We start from the raw sequence: 14,218 nt of genomic DNA, 5'->3' as shown, positions 1-14,218 counted from the left end.
AGACATTAGCACGGAGATTATAACGGTTTCGCACCTTCCCCGAGGAGGAAGCGGACGCCTCCTCCGGCGGTGTCGTACACTGCCGCCGCGACCGCCGTGCCGGGAACGGCCTTCTCCACCGCCTCGGCCGTCCTCCTCGCGTTGATCTCCGCGGCGGTGCGGGGGTCGCGCTCCCCTCCGATGTTGGCGGATATCCGTTTCACGATGTCCCCCATCGGGCCGCCGCTGTGCCCTTCCAGGGCGGCGGAGACAGCCCCGCACCCGGTGTGGCCCAGGACGACGATGAGCGGGACGCGGAGGTGGTCCGCGGCGTACCAGGCTGAGGCCAGGGCGTCCGGTCCGGCGGTGTTCCCGGCCGTGCGTATGACGAAGATCTCCCCCAGGCCCGCCGAGAAGACCGCTTCCGGCACCACCCTGGAGTCAGAGCAGGTTATGACGGCCGCGAAAGGGGCCTGCCCTTCTGCGAGCTCCCTCCTCCTGCTTTCTGAGAAATCTCCTGCGGAACGCCCTTCGACGTACTTCCTGTTCCCTTCGGCCAGCTTCCTGAGCGCGGATCCCGCATCCATGGTGATCCAAGAACGGCGCTTTTGTATTAAAAGCAGGGAACACGGAATTAACGGACGGACAGTCATTTATATGTCTGCGGCCATTCAGGGCCAAGGTGAGAATATGGCGTCGTTAGTCGCGTATTTCAGCTGCTCGGGAGTGACCAAGGCCGTCGCGGAGAAGCTCGCCGAGGCCACCGGTTCGGAGATCTTCGAGATCGTACCGGAGACCCCCTACACCGCCGCGGACCTCAACTGGAGGGACGAGAGCTCCAGGACCACTAAGGAGAAGGAGGATGATTCCTGCAGGCCGCAGATCAAGAACGGCGGCGCGCCCGTCGCTTCCGCCGATGTCATCTACGTCGGCTTCCCCATCTGGTGGTACAAGGAGCCCAACATCATCGACACTTTCCTGGAATCCTACGATTTCTCCGGGAAGACCGTCGTCCCCTTCGCCACCTCCGGGAGCTCCGGGATGGACGGCATCGGCCCCAGGATGCAGAAGCTCGTCCCCAAGGCCAAGGTGCTCAAGGGAAGGAGGTTCTCATCCTCCGTTTCCGTTCCCGACCTGAAGGAATGGGCAGGATCGCTCTGAAAACCCTTTCTCCGGCCCTTCCGGGGCCCTTCCGGGAGGACTGCCGCCCCTCTGCGATGGATTAATTCCGATTACGTATCAGTTCGCGATAATCTTTAAATAAACACATGGGGAAGGACGTCAACTGGTTGGAAGAAAGGATGGTCCCCCTGGTTGCATATTTCTCCATCGGAGGCGCGGTCAGACGCACCGCCGAGATGATATCCGCCGTGATGGAGGCAGACATCATCGCGCTCGATCCCGAGTCCGAATGGACGAAGGATCCATCCAACGGGTACGATACCGTCATCGTAGGCTTCCCCATGGTCATGTTCAAGGAACCGGAGGTCGTCGACAGGTTCCTCGGGGCCTGCACCCTCATCGGCAAGACCGTCTGCCCGTTCTACGTCTCCGGCAGCATCGGCAACGAGGGGCACGTCATGCCCGGCATACGCAAATCGGCCCGCGGAGCATCCATCATGCCGGTCAAATGGTTCGTCAACGACACGCCGCTCGAGGATGTCGAGGCATGGACGAAGGCCATAGCGGCGTTCCGCGCTCAGGCCCTCAGCTGAACCCTTCGACGGACGGCGGGCATGCATCGCCGCATGCCGGCGCCTGATTTTCCCCTCGCCACAGGTAGACTGCCTGGAGCATGATCCCCATGATCAGGCCGATGGCCGATCCGACGAGCGCCTCGCCCGCAGGGTTCTTCCTGTAGAGGTTGCGTCTGCCGTAGAGCACCATGAGGATGATCGTGCAGATGACGAGGTCCACTGCGAACCCCAGCGCGAAGGTGACGATCAGGTTCAGCAGGAAGCTTATCAGGAGGATGTTGTGCCTGAGCTTCCCGTCCTCCGGCACCGAGGCCGTGCCGGGTGTTCCGGAAGTCTTCCCGTACCCTGAGGTCCTGGTCCCGCAGTCGGGGCAGAAATCCGCTCCCTCAGGCAGCATCATCCCGCAATTCGGGCAGTACATCTCATCTTCCTCCTTTCCTCAGATATCATATGATGATCCACAGCAGGCATCCGATCAGGAACCCTGCGGTGCCTCCGGCGCCCAGGAGGAACACCCTGTTCCCCGGGACCATGCCGAGGACCGATGCTCCTACGGCGAGGAGCATGAAGATCACTCCGGCGACGAATCCGCCGATGGGCGTCAGGAATATCGTCGCGAGGATCGCGAGCGTGAACCCGACGAGCAGGGAGATGTTGCTCTCTGTGTTGTTGGTGTAGCGGATATCGTCCTTCACCCTCCCGCGGCGGGGCCTGTCCGCCGAGTATGTTCCGGAGGTGGCGGTGCCGTCCCGGTCTCCGCCGTAGACCATGTCCATCGAGGCCCCGCAGTCGGGGCAGAATCTGGCTCCTTCGGGCACCGGGCGCCCGCATTTGGGACAGTACATCTTATCGTACCTCTCTCGGCCGGTATTAGGCGTACCTGCGATAATACGGTTTGCGCCGTCAGCTCAGGCCCAGCATCGACCTGAACAATATCCCGGTCATGAGGCCCATGGTCCCTCCTCCCGCCATCGGGAAGAACGCTCCTCCTGGGATGTAGGTCGCCAGCAGGAGCGCCGCGGAACCGGCTAGGAACGAGAGCGAGACGCTTCCGTAGACGCAGATCCCGGCCGCGAGGATGAAGCACAGGAGCCAGACCGTCGATCTCTTGGCGGGGCTCATCCTGGGCACCATGGATGCCGGCAGGCCCGGGATCATCGCCTGCTGAGGGCTCCCCGCGGCATCTGCCGTGCTCCCCGCGCCCGCGGTGCCGGCCGGCTCAGGCCTGCTGACGGCCCCGCACCAAGGGCAGAAGCCGTATGCATCCTCGTATTCCTTTCCGCACTCGGGGCATAACACGGTGTCGTCCTCCAGATGCGTGCAGCATGCGCGTTTCTGCTTATTGACCTTGCGTTCGGTATCGGCGCCTGCGCAGGAACCCGCCGTCCTCCCCCATCTCGGTGAGGTACACGATGTACCCGACCGCCGGGTCGCTGCTCAGGCTGTCGTCCGGCCCGTCCTCTACGGACACCGCCTCGCAGGCGAACGAGAGGAAGGCCATGACGGCGGCTATCAGGCAGAGGGTCTGGAACTCGGCCACGGTGGAATCCGCGACCACGAACCCGCAGGTGGCGACCGCCAGGGCCCCGCCGATGAACGTGAACGTATGCATGCAGGCCACAGACATTGCGGAGAGTGACGACGGGAAGCATTCCTTGATCTGGGCCACGGTGGCCACCAGGAAGCCGGAGAAGAACCCGAAGAGGAAGTTCATCGACCCTTGGAACACCTCCGGGGAGAACGCGTCCCTGCCGGCGGTGAGCCACATGGCGGCCCACACCGCGGCGTACCCGCCGGTTCCGAGCATGGCGACGGCCTTCCTCGAGCGCAGCACCCTGTCGGACAGCACGCCGCCGACCGGGCATCCGAAAAGGGACCCGATCCCGATCATCATGACCATGATGCTCGCGTCGTGCTCGCCGTATCCGTAGACGTTGGTGTAGAAAGACCCGGCCTGCGATGCCTGCCACATCATCATGGTCCCGAAGAAGAAGAACATGCTGGCGGCCAGGGGCCAGAACCTCATCCTGCCCCCCAGGACGGTGGCGATAGCGCGGCGGGCGGGGATCCTCTCCTCCGCCCCTGCGTCCAGGGACCCGAGGCCCCTGTCCCTGGGGCTGTCGCGCACGATGACCCAGCAGCACGCTGCCACCATCACGGTGACCGCCGCGAGGAGGATGTACGCCTCGCCTATGCCGAGGGCGTCGGTCATCTCGTACATCGGCGTGGCGGCGGCGATGGCTCCGACGTTCCCGATAAGCAGGATGATGCCGTTCATCGTCGCGAAGCGGTCCTTCCTGAACCAAACGGCGAGGACCCTCATCATCGGTATGAATATGGACGCCGCCCCGAAACCGATGATGAACCTCCCGATGACCATGAGCATGAACTCATCGGTCCAATCGGAGAGGGCGGTCATGGCGGAGCCGGCGGCTATCAGGGACACGGCCGCGGTGGCCGTCCTGCGGGGCCCCCAGCGGTCCGTCAGCATCCCGCTGGGTATCTGCATGACAGTGTATGCGATCAGATAGGTCGAAGCGAGGAGCGCCACAGCTGACGGGCTGACCCCGTAGCGGTCCGCGAAGGTCTCGGATAGCGCTCCTCCTGTCGTCCTATGGAAATAGACCAGGAAATATGCTGCCGCCAATATGGCGAAGGTCGCGATGCCGTACTTCGCGGTGGTCGAAGGGCCTCTGTCCCCGTTTGACAAATTAACTGCTCCGGCCCGTATGATACGCGGACGGAGGATTAACTATTGATACGAACATGTCCTTTTTCGTATCCATCAATATTTAAAAGATACTACTGATGGACATAAATGATCAGCCCAGCAGCCGATGACAGGCCGTCGGGCAGGGAGTCCGCCGCCTCGCGCGGCGCCGGGGGACGGGTCTCCGTCCCTGCTGAGGCTCGGCTTCCCGCTGGCCCTGACCAGGACGTTCGCCTCCAGCAGCGAGTAGGCGCCTCCCTCGAACTCGTTGCGGTAGGTCTTCTTCCTGATCTGATACTCCAGGAGGACGTTACCGGCGCCCGATTCGGCCGCGCGGCGGCGCACCTCCTCGGCCCCCACGGTCTTGGCATATCCGACGGCGGTGTCGAAGTCAGGGAACTCGCGCTTGCCCTTCTTCGTGAACACGATGCAGGCCGGGTTGGCCGATACGCTCCCCGCCGCCGGCCTGATGAGCACGTCCTCGGTGACCGTCACCATCCCGGCGACGGCCCCCACGGCGTTCCCGATGTCGGCGTTCCTGGAGATCACCAGTTTGGCCCCGAACAGCTTGGCCACGGGCGGGAGCCACGCGGACACCGGCGCCCCGATCCCCACGATCGTGCGGGCGATATGCAGGGACATCGTGTAGTCTGGGTCCGGGTCCCGGGAGGCCGTCTTGGCGATGAGCTCCCCGGCGCGCTTTGCCGGGTCCGTGACCCCTTCCTCGGTCAGCAGGTGCTCCATGATGCAGGATGCGATCTTCTGCACCACAGCCTCCTTCATCTTGGCGACGAAGTCGGCCTGGGTCATGCGGGACTTCCTGGCGAGGTAGGATACCGCGGCCTCCGAGGCCGTCCTGTCGAACTCTGTGAAGGAGCCTTCGGCGTGCAGCAGGTCCGTCGGCGTCACGCCGATCCTGGTGACGAGGCCGAGCTTCTCCATCTTGCTGAGCGAGTACGCTATTCCCATGGTCCCCGTGAACTCCTCCGCCTCGGCGGCGGTCATCGGGGATTCCCTCAAACGTCCCAGGAGCTTCCGTTCGTAGTCCGTGAGCTCCTCCGAGGCAGGGGGCCTGGCGGCGGCGAACAGCTCGGTCTCCTGCCTGATGAGGTCAGGCTCCACCGATTCGAAGGCGGCGGACGGCCTCCTGTCCTTTAGCTGCCCGAGGACCTCCTTCACGTGCGGCCATCTCTCCGCCGCGGCGCAGACCGGGATGACCTTCAGGGAGGTCATCATCGGGCGGGTCCCGTTGACCAGGATCCTGCTGTCCCCGCCTATGCCGAAGGTGGACATGGCGGCGGCGAGGACGCGGGTGCGCCTGCCCCCGATGGACGCCCCTTCCTTCTCGAGGCGGGGGAAACCGTCCTTCAGCAGGCCGATATCGGTGGTGGTGCCGCCGACATCGACCATCAGCATGTCCTTCTCCCCGGTGATGGCGTACGCCCCCACCAGGCTGGAGGCCGGCCCCGAGAGGACGGTCTCGACCGGATGCAGGGCGGCGGCCGCAGAGCTCATGACCGATCCGTCCCCCTTCACGATCATCAGCGGGGCGTTTATGCCGCGCCCGCGGAGGGACTCCTGCATTGCGCGGATCAGCTCGGCGATGATAGGTATCAGGCGGGCGTTCATCAGGGCCGTCGTGGTCCTCTCGTTGAACCCCAGCCCGGAGGACAGCTCATGCCCGCAGACCACGGGCACGCCCAGGATCTCGCGGGCGAGGTAGGCCGCCCGGTCCTCGTGGGCCGGGTTCCTGACGCTCAGGTACCCGGACACCGCGACGGCGTCCACGCTCCCGGCCAGGCTTTGCAGGAACTCCCTGCAGGCGGCCTCGTCGAAAGGCTCGGTCTCGTTGCCGTCGAGGTCGTGCGACCCCTTTATGACGCAGCAGGGCCCGCCGAAGGAGCGGTCGCTGTAGCCGCGCCCGATGCATATCAGCCCTGCGCGCCCGCCCTTGCCCTCGACGATGGTGTTGGTGGCGAGGGTGGATGACAGGGAGACGAGGGATATCCTGTCCAGGAGGTCCCGGTCGAGCCCGTCGAGGGCCCGGGATATCCCGACGGTGAGGTCGTCCCTCGTGGTGGGGGAGACGGACCTGTCCCAGATGCGCATGGTATCGAGGTCGACGACGGCGGCATCGGTGTTGGTGCCGCCCGTGTCGATGCCAAGGCCCAAGGCCATGGCCATCACCTGTTGAAGACCTCGATGCCGAGGCCGCTGTCGCGCTTGCTTACTATGTCGCATATGTGATCGGCGAGGGTGCGCTCCTGATTCTTCCCCTGCACATCGGGGGTTTCCCTGAGGAGGAACTCGTAGTCGCACTTCCCGCACCTGACCTTCGGGCAGCCCTTCACGGCCTCGGAGCATCCCTGGCACGCGATGGCGCGGGCATAGACGAGCGAGAAACTGAATCCGCATCTGGGGCACTGGAACTTCCTCACTGAGGCAGTTGTGTTGAAGGAGAACCCCTTGGCGCTCATAGCCTCGAAATATGCATTCGCCATATCATCGCATCCTTGTTTCCTGTGGTTTGTTTCTGCAGTTTCGGTTCCGGAGAGTCCGGCGGCGCGGCAACGCCGCCGTAATAGGTTTACGGGTTTCGGAGCGGCACCCAGCTCAGTATTCCATCCTGCCGTACTTCCTGTCGGCGTCGACGACGGCCTTGATGTCCTCGAGCCTGCAGTTCACCGACGGAGGCACCTCGCATCCGCTGGCTATGCAGTATCCGGAGTTTAGCCCCCTCTTGCAGAGGGCGGTCTTGACCTCCTGGCACAGGTTCTTCGTGGCCTCCTCGCACTGGGCGGGGGTGTCCCTCATGAAGATCTGCGGGTCGAGGTTGCCGGCGACGAGGCAGTGGTCGCTGTACCCCTTCTCTATGGTCTCCGCGGCCGTCGGCGATCCGGCGATCAGCGGGTAGTAGGCCATCGAGTAGAGCGAGGGCTTGAACTTCTTGATCTGGGTATCGAGGTGGGGCAGGTCGGCGCAGTTGTGGATGGCGACGGCCATGCCGTTCTTCTTCGTCTGCTCGTTGAGGAAGGGAGCGTACTTGTCGCCCTCGAACTCCCCGTACTCCTGGTCTCCCAGACAGGCGTAGTTGCCCCAGAGGTAGTCCCAGCAGAGCGCTTCGATGCCGGTCTTCCCGAGCGCCTCGACAATCTGCTTGTCGTACTCCGTGGTGACCTCGAGCGCCTTGTGGATGGGCTTCGGGTCGCTGAACATGTCCATGAAGAGCTGCTCGGCGCCCGCGGTCTGGGACAGTGCCAGGAGAGGCCCCTCGACGAAGGCGGATGTGACCACCTGGTCCTTGAGCTTCTTGGCTATCAGCTCGGTCCCCTTGATGAGGACCCCGGTCCTGCCCTTGGTGATGTCCGGGACCTCGAGCTTCTCGTAGTCCTCCATGGAATGGATGATGTGGCCGTCGACGAACGGGGTGTTCTGCTCGTCCATCCTGACATGGGCGCCCAGGTCGCCGGCCATGACGGACAGGTCCATCAGCCCGATAGCGAAGTCCATGTTGAAGTGCTTCTGTCCCTGGAGGAACGCCTCGGCGAACTTCTCCGGGTCGTTGCACCACTCGCTGTACTTCATATGCCCGTCGCCGATGAACCTCCTGCAGACCCCGCACGCGATCGGGTAGGTGGGGAGGCAATCGGTCTTCTCTCCCGAGAGGGCCGCGAGCGCCCTCTCCTTGGGCTTCATCTCCTTGACGGAGGACATCTCAGACACGCTCCTTGAGGTACTTGACGCAATCCTGCGCATTGTTGTCCCTATGGTCCGCTCCGATCTGCTTGGCGAAGTCGGGCGAAGTCGGGGGCCCGCCGATGGTGACGATGCAGTTCCCGCGCACACCGTTCTCGTTCAGAAGATCGAGGGTCTTCTTCATGTTGTCCATGGTGGGGGTCATCAGCGTGCTCAGGCACGCGATGTCGATGCCGTCGGACTCGACGGTGCCGGCGATGGTCGCGGGAGGCACGTCCTTGCCGAGGTCGGTGACCACGAAGCCTCCGGCGGTGAGCATCGTCTTCACGATGTTCTTCCCGATGTCGTGCACATCCCCCTCCATGACGGCGGTCACGCACTTCTTCGCGTTCTCGAGGGATGCCTTGGGGATCAGCGGCAGCAGGATGTCCAGCGCCCCGTACATGGCGGAGGCGGCCGTCAGGACCTGCGGCAGGTAGATCTTGTGCTGTGCGTAGAGGTCGCCGATGACGTTCATCCCCTTGACGAGGCCGTCGTTGATGGCGTCCACGGGGTCGATCTTCTCTGCAACGCACTCGTTGGCGGCCGCGATCGCGTCCGCCCTCTTGTACTGGATGACTGAGTTGCTCAGTCTGTCCATTATCTCTTCCTTTGTTGCCATTCTTCACTCCTCCCGTTTCATCAACGGTTGGAATAAAAATCTGGTTGGAGAGTATTTAAATAAAGTTCCTAACGGCGGAATACTTACTGTTTAAATTGTACCAACTAGAAAACAAGTTATATAGTATTTAAAGACCAATAATTGTTACCTGAAATTTGACCCGAATTCAATAGAAAAATTGTAAATATACTCAGTGCCGAAAGTCTATTTTTCAACCATCAGTATTTCAAATTAATTATGAATATATCCAATAAACCCGAAAATACGTCGGAATCAACCACTCTTCCGCATCGAACCGATTCGGGGTTGTTACCCGGGAAAGGGGCGCAGGCCCGTTTCACGTGCCGGTGCATGCCTGGATGCTGTTCTCGGCCAATTATTAATAACCGTTTATCCGATGGTATCGGAGAATGTATTCGGTGCTGATAGATGCCGAGTCCGAGGTCGGCGCCCGCATCGGCAGGTATGTCCCGAATATAAGCAAGGACATCGGCCTGACCTTCGCCCGCGGGGCCCAGGATGCTGCTGCGAGGATCGCGGAGGGAGGCATCGATGTCGTCGTCTGCGAGCATACGCAGGGGTCCGACGCCTTCTCCTTCTTCGACAGCATGCTCAGGGGACCCGGCGGCAGTCTTCCGTTCATACTGCTGTCCGAGACCAAGGACGCGGACCTTGCCATCCGCGCCATGGACTCGCGCATGGACTACTACCTCCCTGAGGACACCCCGAACTTCTTCATCGAGCTCGTGTCCCGCATAAAGTTGGCCGCCGAGAGGCACCGCTCGGCCGAGCAGAGGGAGCACTCAATGGAGAGGTCGGAGGCCACCGTCGGGATGATGAGCATGAGGGGGAGCCCGCTGGAGGACATCATGGGGCGCGCCCTCGAGGAGGCCCTGAAGCTCAGCCGGAGCAAGGTGGGGTACATCGCGACCTTCAACTGCTCGTCCAAGAAGCTCAAGATGATCGCGTGGTCGATTTCCGCGATGATCGACAGCCGGCTGAAGAACCCCCCGCGCATATACGACCTCGATAAGACGGGGATATGGGGGGAGCCCATACGCATCATGAAGCCGGTGATCGTCAACGATTACGACGCCGAGACGGTGCATAAGAAGAAGGGGACGCCTCCCGGCCATATCAAGATCAAGAGGCTGATGATGATCCCGGTGATCATCAACGGCATACCCGTCGGGACCGCAGGGGTCGCGAACAAGGAGACCGACAACACCGACGAGGACGAGGAGCAGTTCAGGCTCTTCATTGGCAACCTGTTCTCGTTCTACGAGCAGAACATAAGGGAAGATGCCTCGCGTATAACGGAGAACAGGATGATCGACCTCATCGACGTCCTCCCGCTGGGGATCGCCACCCTGAACTCCGCGGGGACGTTCATCCAATCGAATTATGCCGCGGACACCTATCTCGGCCCGGAGAACGGGGGGCTCCTTAACATGTCCCTAGAATCATTGGAAGGGGACGGTGCGGCGCTGATACGCTCCCTGCTCCCGAAGACCGGCCCGGGCTCCCCGACCAAGTCCGGGTATTTCAGATACGCCCGCGGCGGCCGCTGCGCCGATATCTTCGTGACCGTGGCCTATCTGAACAACGAGAGCGAGGGGGTGTTCTGGCTGGTGTCGATGTCCGATGTGTCGGTGCTCATCAGATCGGCAGGGAGGCTGAGGCAGGTGCGGAACTCCGTCCGCTACTTCTCTGCCTACTCGGGCCACATCCTGTCGAAGGTGGACGATAACATAGGGCAGGTCCTGAAAACGACGGGGGACGGGGAGGAGCGTACGTCGCTGGAAAGGTCCCGCCGCGCGATCGGGGACCTCATCCGGTACTTCAGAGCGGAGTCCGCCATAGGGCAGAGGCTCCCGGTATGGATGCCGCTGAGCGCCTGCGCCTCCGGGAGGCCCGATGGGTTCTCCGTCGCGTTCTCCGCGGACGGGTTCAGCGTCCTGGCGGACCCGGTGTTCCCGAGCATGTTCGAGAGCCTCTATGAAGCATCGATGCTCCGCGGGTCCGACTCGGCATCCGTCTCGGCCTCGGAGGACGGGGCCGGGCATCTCGTCATCGCCTACCGGAGCGATTATCCCGGTGCTTCCGAGAACGCGCGTTCGAATACCGGCGGCACTTCCGACGGCCCGTACGAGGCGATCGCGAGGGACATCGCCGAGACCTCGGGGTTCAGGTACAGCTCCAGCACCGCGGGCGGCACGCTCGAGGTCAGGGTGACCGTGCCCGGCGAGAGCTATTCCAAGAGCACCGGGCGGGACGCCTGAGGCGCTCCGGAGCATCCTGTATCCGTATGCATGACGCACATGTCGGGCGGTCAGTTTTTACTGTCCCTCTCCGATTGCAGGACCATGGCATCCACGGTGACGGTCCGCATGAGGACATGCTCCAAGACGACCCGGGTGACGGCCGAGCTCCAGGATGACGGAGACACGATAAAGATCAAGATCGCCTCCGATTGCAAGAACGTCATGAGCTACGCCGCCCTTCTCGGCGATACGATACACGTCTCCGACGTGGTCGAATGGAAGGGCAGCCGCGTCGTCGACCCGGAGATCAGGCAGCCCCTGTCCATCCCCTGCCTGGTGCCCAACGCCATATTCGACGCTGCCTGGGAGGAGATCGGCATGCTCTCCAAGCATCTGGCACAGGACTTGGCGAAGGAGAACTCCCTCGAGTTCGGGAAGGAAGGCGGGAAATGAGGGGATGCCCAAGGCAGAGAATTTTGACAAACGCCGATAAGTGGTGGGCCCAGCCGGATTTGAACCGGCGGCCATCCGATTATGAGTCGGACGCTCTACCTAGCTAAGCTATGAGCCCTCAGTGCGCCATATCTGCTGTTTATTAAAATATGTTTTCAGACCGTGCGCACTACAATATTTCAACGGACGAAGCATTGCGTGACGCATGGACAGCACACCGTGGGCGCATACGGCGGCGATGCTGGCATCAGCATTGCTGGGTCTGGCCGCCGGCACGGTCTTCGGGATCGGCGGATGGGAGGCCGCCGTGGAGGCGTTCCTCATGATGATGCTGTTCGCGGTGTTCGCCGCCGTGGACATGCGCGATGTGAAGAGGTCGTTCTCCGACGTCCGCTTCGCCGGCACGGCCCTGCTGATAAACTTCGTCTGGACCCCGGTCCTCGCATGGCTGCTGGGTCTGGCGTTCTACTCCGATGCGGACATGAGGACGGGTCTGCTCCTGCTCCTGGTCACGCCCTGCACCGACTGGTACCTGGTGTTCACCAGGGTCTCCGGGGGCAACGTGGCCCTCGCCGGCAGCATCCTGCCGATGAACCTGGTCCTGCAGGTCCTGCTGATGCCCGTGTACATCATGATCTTCTGCGGGTCGGGGGCGGATTTCGATGCCGCCCGGATGCTGTTCCAGGCATCGTATGTCGTGGCCATCCCGCTGGCCGCGGCCGTCGCTGTGCGCCTGCTGTCCCGCCGCAGCGCCGCCGCCGGGAGGTTCTCTGGCTTCGTGAGGGACAGATGCGACGGGATCCAGCTGCTGTTCCTGTGCCTCGCGGTCTTCGCGATGTTCGCGTCCGCCCACAGCACCGTGACGGACAACCTGGGCCTGGTGGTATCGCTGATAGCTCCGCTGGCGGTCTTCTTCGCCTCGGATTACGCCCTGGCCAACTATATCGCGGGTCGCCTGCGCATGCCCAGGGAGGACGCCACCGCCCTGACGTTCACCACTATGGCCCGCAACTCCCCTCTGGCACTTGCGATCGCGTCGGCGGTGTTCGCCGATTCTCCCCTGGTCTTGGTGGCGCTCGCCGTCGGTCCCCTGATCGAGCTGCCGGTGCTTTCCCTGGTCTCCTCGTTCAGGCTCCGCGGAAACGGGAGAACGGGAACGGAAGCAGCGGCGGAAGCAGAACGATCGAAAAAATGCTGCAGAACCGCAGACAGGATGATAGAAGATGGCGCCCCCGCACGGGATCGAACCGAGGACCTTGTGATTAACAGTCACACGCTCTACCGACTGAGCTACAGAGGCTTCAACTTCTCGCATGGCGGACTTGTATAAAGAATTATGCCTTTATGTCCCGGCGGAGGCCCTCCACACGGGACTCTATCTCGTCCAGTCTGGACGATACGCTGTCCATGAACTCGCTGTACTTGGGGGAAACGGTCGCTCCGTCCTTCGTCGGGATTATGAGGCCGTCCTGCTCCAGGCGGCGGAGGCTGTAGCGCACCAGATGCTTCGGCAGCCCGGTAATCTCGGACAGGCGGATGATGCCCACGGGCTGGTTGTCCTTCGTAGCCTTAAGGACCATTATGTGGCGTTCTGTGCGGTCAAGCTCCTCGAAGGTCCCGGTGAAAAGCTCGTCCATGCTCCTGCGAACGGATGGCGCTTATAAAAAGTGTGTCCCTTGCTAGCACGGAGTACGGTTCATAAGAGCCAGAGTGCGAAAATTGTGGGAAAAGCGTGCCCGGCCGATAGGCCGAGCGTTGCGGGGCCGTGAGCCGCATCAGCGGCCGTACCACTTCTGGAAGCCCCACCTTTTGTAGTTTACGTAGAATCCCTGGATGAAGGATCCGCAGCAGTCCAGAGCTTTCTGTTCTGCGCCCTCGCCCTTGAACACCTTATTGCAGTTAAGGCATTGGAAGCAAAGTACAGGCGGAGATTTTCTGTCGAATCTCATTAAGCGACGATGGGGAATTCCGCATAAATAATTAGCCCCGGCCCCGGCGGCGTTCCCGTCCATGTCTGGGTACATGCTCCGGGCCTCAGATGCGCTCTTCTGCGCTTTTGCAGGCGGCAACCGCCTGGCTGAAATCTGCTGGCATGGACAAACGGCGACCGATTCTTGACATGTTGTCCTATGACAGTCATCGTAAATTATTCATGTTCGCATCATAACTGAACGAAATTATTTTGACAAATAAGTTGTCCAGATGGTGTTTGGCGTTCCGTTAATCATTATATAGTTCCAAAACCCCTAATTCGACCATGAATAGAATAAAGGTCATCAACGAGCCCTCTGAACTCGTGCCAATGCTCAGGGCCGTTGACACCCCGATCAAACGCGAGGTGCTGAAAGAGGTGACCTTGGAATGGAAGACCGCCGACGAGATCGAGAAGAAGTTCGGTCCCGAAGGCAGGGAGGCCACCATCTTCTTCGAGAAGATGAAACTGGTCGAGACCCGCTGGCTTTCCACCAACGGTAACTATCCGGAGAAATCCTACCATACCTACTACACTTCCTTCAGCATCAACGCCCAGTGGCCGGTCTACGAGATCAGCGATGTCCTGGCCGCCGCCATGATGCCCGAGGATGAGTACCAGAAGATCGAGGCCCAGATACTCGAGAAGATCGGGACTGAAGGTAAGTTCTCCGGCGATGTCGCCGAGGAACTGGGTCTTTCCTCCACCATGCTCAAATCCCTCGTCCGCAGGTCCGTCAAGATGGACTACCGCGGCCACAAGATAGAGCCGATCAAAGAAGACTGA

The 14,218-nt window shown here is 61.7% G+C and carries 17 protein-coding genes and 2 tRNA genes; 5 read left to right on the top strand and 14 right to left on the bottom strand.

Annotated elements, in window-relative coordinates; all coding sequences use genetic code 11:
• Positions 1–17: 17 nt before the first annotated feature.
• The gene (locus O8W32_04795; GenBank protein WII08493.1) at positions 18–566 is read right to left on the bottom strand and encodes a carbonic anhydrase; all 549 of its coding nucleotides are present in this window, start codon (positions 564–566) and stop codon (positions 18–20) included.
• 103 nt (positions 567–669) lie between these two features.
• Between O8W32_04795 and O8W32_04790 the strand changes: the two genes are divergently transcribed.
• Positions 670–1,140, top strand: coding sequence for a flavodoxin (locus O8W32_04790; protein WII08492.1), 471 nt, complete (start codon positions 670–672; stop codon positions 1,138–1,140).
• Between the two features lie 107 nt (positions 1,141–1,247).
• A complete protein-coding gene (locus O8W32_04785; GenBank protein ID WII08491.1) occupies positions 1,248–1,694 on the top strand; it encodes a flavodoxin in 447 nt (148 codons plus the stop codon).
• Here the strand turns inward: O8W32_04785 and O8W32_04780 are convergent.
• The 8 genes from O8W32_04780 to O8W32_04745 form a co-directional block, all read right to left on the bottom strand.
• Complete coding sequence (locus O8W32_04780) at positions 1,687–2,097, bottom strand: zinc-ribbon domain-containing protein (GenBank protein ID WII08490.1); 411 nt, start codon at positions 2,095–2,097, stop codon at positions 1,687–1,689. The genes O8W32_04785 and O8W32_04780 overlap by 8 nt on opposite strands.
• Before the next feature lie 25 nt (positions 2,098–2,122).
• Entirely contained in the window at positions 2,123–2,521 is a 399-nt protein-coding gene (locus O8W32_04775; GenBank protein ID WII08489.1) for a zinc ribbon domain-containing protein, read from the bottom strand.
• Positions 2,522–2,579: 58 nt separating this feature from the next.
• Complete coding sequence (locus O8W32_04770) at positions 2,580–2,975, bottom strand: zinc ribbon domain-containing protein (protein ID WII08488.1); 396 nt, start codon at positions 2,973–2,975, stop codon at positions 2,580–2,582.
• A gap of 40 nt (positions 2,976–3,015) precedes the next feature.
• Positions 3,016–4,386, bottom strand: a complete 1,371-nt coding sequence (locus O8W32_04765; GenBank protein WII08487.1) for an MFS transporter — start codon at positions 4,384–4,386, stop codon at positions 3,016–3,018.
• 75 nt (positions 4,387–4,461) lie between these two features.
• Entirely contained in the window at positions 4,462–6,570 is a 2,109-nt protein-coding gene (locus O8W32_04760) for a hydantoinase/oxoprolinase family protein (GenBank protein ID WII08486.1), read from the bottom strand.
• Entirely contained in the window at positions 6,570–6,887 is a 318-nt protein-coding gene (locus O8W32_04755; GenBank protein ID WII08485.1) for a hypothetical protein, read from the bottom strand. The genes O8W32_04760 and O8W32_04755 overlap by 1 nt, the downstream gene beginning before the upstream one ends.
• A gap of 112 nt (positions 6,888–6,999) precedes the next feature.
• Positions 7,000–8,100 (bottom strand): uroporphyrinogen decarboxylase family protein, encoded by a 1,101-nt coding sequence (locus O8W32_04750; GenBank protein WII08484.1) that lies wholly within the window; start codon positions 8,098–8,100, stop codon positions 7,000–7,002.
• Position 8,101: 1 nt separating this feature from the next.
• Positions 8,102–8,743 (bottom strand): B12-binding domain-containing protein, encoded by a 642-nt coding sequence (locus tag O8W32_04745; GenBank protein ID WII08483.1) that lies wholly within the window; start codon positions 8,741–8,743, stop codon positions 8,102–8,104.
• Between the two features lie 410 nt (positions 8,744–9,153).
• Here O8W32_04745 and O8W32_04740 point away from each other — a divergent pair, with 410 nt between their 5' ends.
• Entirely contained in the window at positions 9,154–11,025 is a 1,872-nt protein-coding gene (locus O8W32_04740) for a GAF domain-containing protein (GenBank protein ID WII08482.1), read from the top strand.
• A gap of 84 nt (positions 11,026–11,109) precedes the next feature.
• Complete coding sequence (locus O8W32_04735; protein WII08481.1) at positions 11,110–11,460, top strand: hypothetical protein; 351 nt, start codon at positions 11,110–11,112, stop codon at positions 11,458–11,460.
• Between the two features lie 41 nt (positions 11,461–11,501).
• On the opposite strand, the gene O8W32_04730 is transcribed toward O8W32_04735, so the two are convergent.
• From O8W32_04730 to O8W32_04710, 5 genes are all read right to left on the bottom strand, one after another.
• Positions 11,502–11,578: transfer RNA gene (locus O8W32_04730), tRNA-Ile, on the bottom strand.
• 347 nt (positions 11,579–11,925) lie between these two features.
• Positions 11,926–12,330 (bottom strand): hypothetical protein, encoded by a 405-nt coding sequence (locus O8W32_04725; GenBank protein ID WII08480.1) that lies wholly within the window; start codon positions 12,328–12,330, stop codon positions 11,926–11,928.
• Positions 12,331–12,684: 354 nt separating this feature from the next.
• Positions 12,685–12,760, bottom strand: a tRNA-Asn gene (locus O8W32_04720).
• A 34-nt stretch (positions 12,761–12,794) separates the two neighbouring features.
• Entirely contained in the window at positions 12,795–13,097 is a 303-nt protein-coding gene (locus tag O8W32_04715; protein ID WII08479.1) for a hypothetical protein, read from the bottom strand.
• A 138-nt stretch (positions 13,098–13,235) separates the two neighbouring features.
• Positions 13,236–13,484 (bottom strand): hypothetical protein, encoded by a 249-nt coding sequence (locus tag O8W32_04710; GenBank protein WII08478.1) that lies wholly within the window; start codon positions 13,482–13,484, stop codon positions 13,236–13,238.
• Positions 13,485–13,717: 233 nt separating this feature from the next.
• Between O8W32_04710 and O8W32_04705 the strand changes: the two genes are divergently transcribed.
• Positions 13,718–14,218: an ArsR family transcriptional regulator gene (locus O8W32_04705; protein ID WII08477.1), complete on the top strand. Its 501-nt coding sequence runs from the start codon at positions 13,718–13,720 to the stop codon at positions 14,216–14,218.

This window comes from Methanomassiliicoccales archaeon LGM-DZ1, from assembly GCA_030168595.1.
Taxonomy (GTDB): domain Archaea; phylum Thermoplasmatota; class Thermoplasmata; order Methanomassiliicoccales; family Methanomethylophilaceae; genus Methanomethylophilus.
This window is presented reverse-complemented; position numbering and strand designations above follow the sequence as displayed.

Coding starts and splice junctions, on each gene's coding strand:
- O8W32_04760 (WII08486.1), bottom strand. CDS start 6,570: ATGGCCATGGCCTTGGGCCTTGGCATCGACACGGGCGGCACCAACACC.
- O8W32_04740 (WII08482.1), top strand. CDS start 9,154: ATGTATTCGGTGCTGATAGATGCCGAGTCCGAGGTCGGCGCCCGCATC.
- O8W32_04785 (WII08491.1), top strand. CDS start 1,248: ATGGGGAAGGACGTCAACTGGTTGGAAGAAAGGATGGTCCCCCTGGTT.
- O8W32_04755 (WII08485.1), bottom strand. CDS start 6,887: ATGGCGAATGCATATTTCGAGGCTATGAGCGCCAAGGGGTTCTCCTTC.
- O8W32_04750 (WII08484.1), bottom strand. CDS start 8,100: ATGTCCTCCGTCAAGGAGATGAAGCCCAAGGAGAGGGCGCTCGCGGCC.
- O8W32_04705 (WII08477.1), top strand. CDS start 13,718: ATGAATAGAATAAAGGTCATCAACGAGCCCTCTGAACTCGTGCCAATG.
- O8W32_04715 (WII08479.1), bottom strand. CDS start 13,097: ATGGACGAGCTTTTCACCGGGACCTTCGAGGAGCTTGACCGCACAGAA.
- O8W32_04745 (WII08483.1), bottom strand. CDS start 8,743: ATGGCAACAAAGGAAGAGATAATGGACAGACTGAGCAACTCAGTCATC.
- O8W32_04735 (WII08481.1), top strand. CDS start 11,110: ATGGCATCCACGGTGACGGTCCGCATGAGGACATGCTCCAAGACGACC.
- O8W32_04795 (WII08493.1), bottom strand. CDS start 566: ATGGATGCGGGATCCGCGCTCAGGAAGCTGGCCGAAGGGAACAGGAAG.
- O8W32_04790 (WII08492.1), top strand. CDS start 670: ATGGCGTCGTTAGTCGCGTATTTCAGCTGCTCGGGAGTGACCAAGGCC.
- O8W32_04710 (WII08478.1), bottom strand. CDS start 13,484: ATGTACCCAGACATGGACGGGAACGCCGCCGGGGCCGGGGCTAATTAT.
- O8W32_04780 (WII08490.1), bottom strand. CDS start 2,097: ATGTACTGCCCGAATTGCGGGATGATGCTGCCTGAGGGAGCGGATTTC.
- O8W32_04775 (WII08489.1), bottom strand. CDS start 2,521: ATGTACTGTCCCAAATGCGGGCGCCCGGTGCCCGAAGGAGCCAGATTC.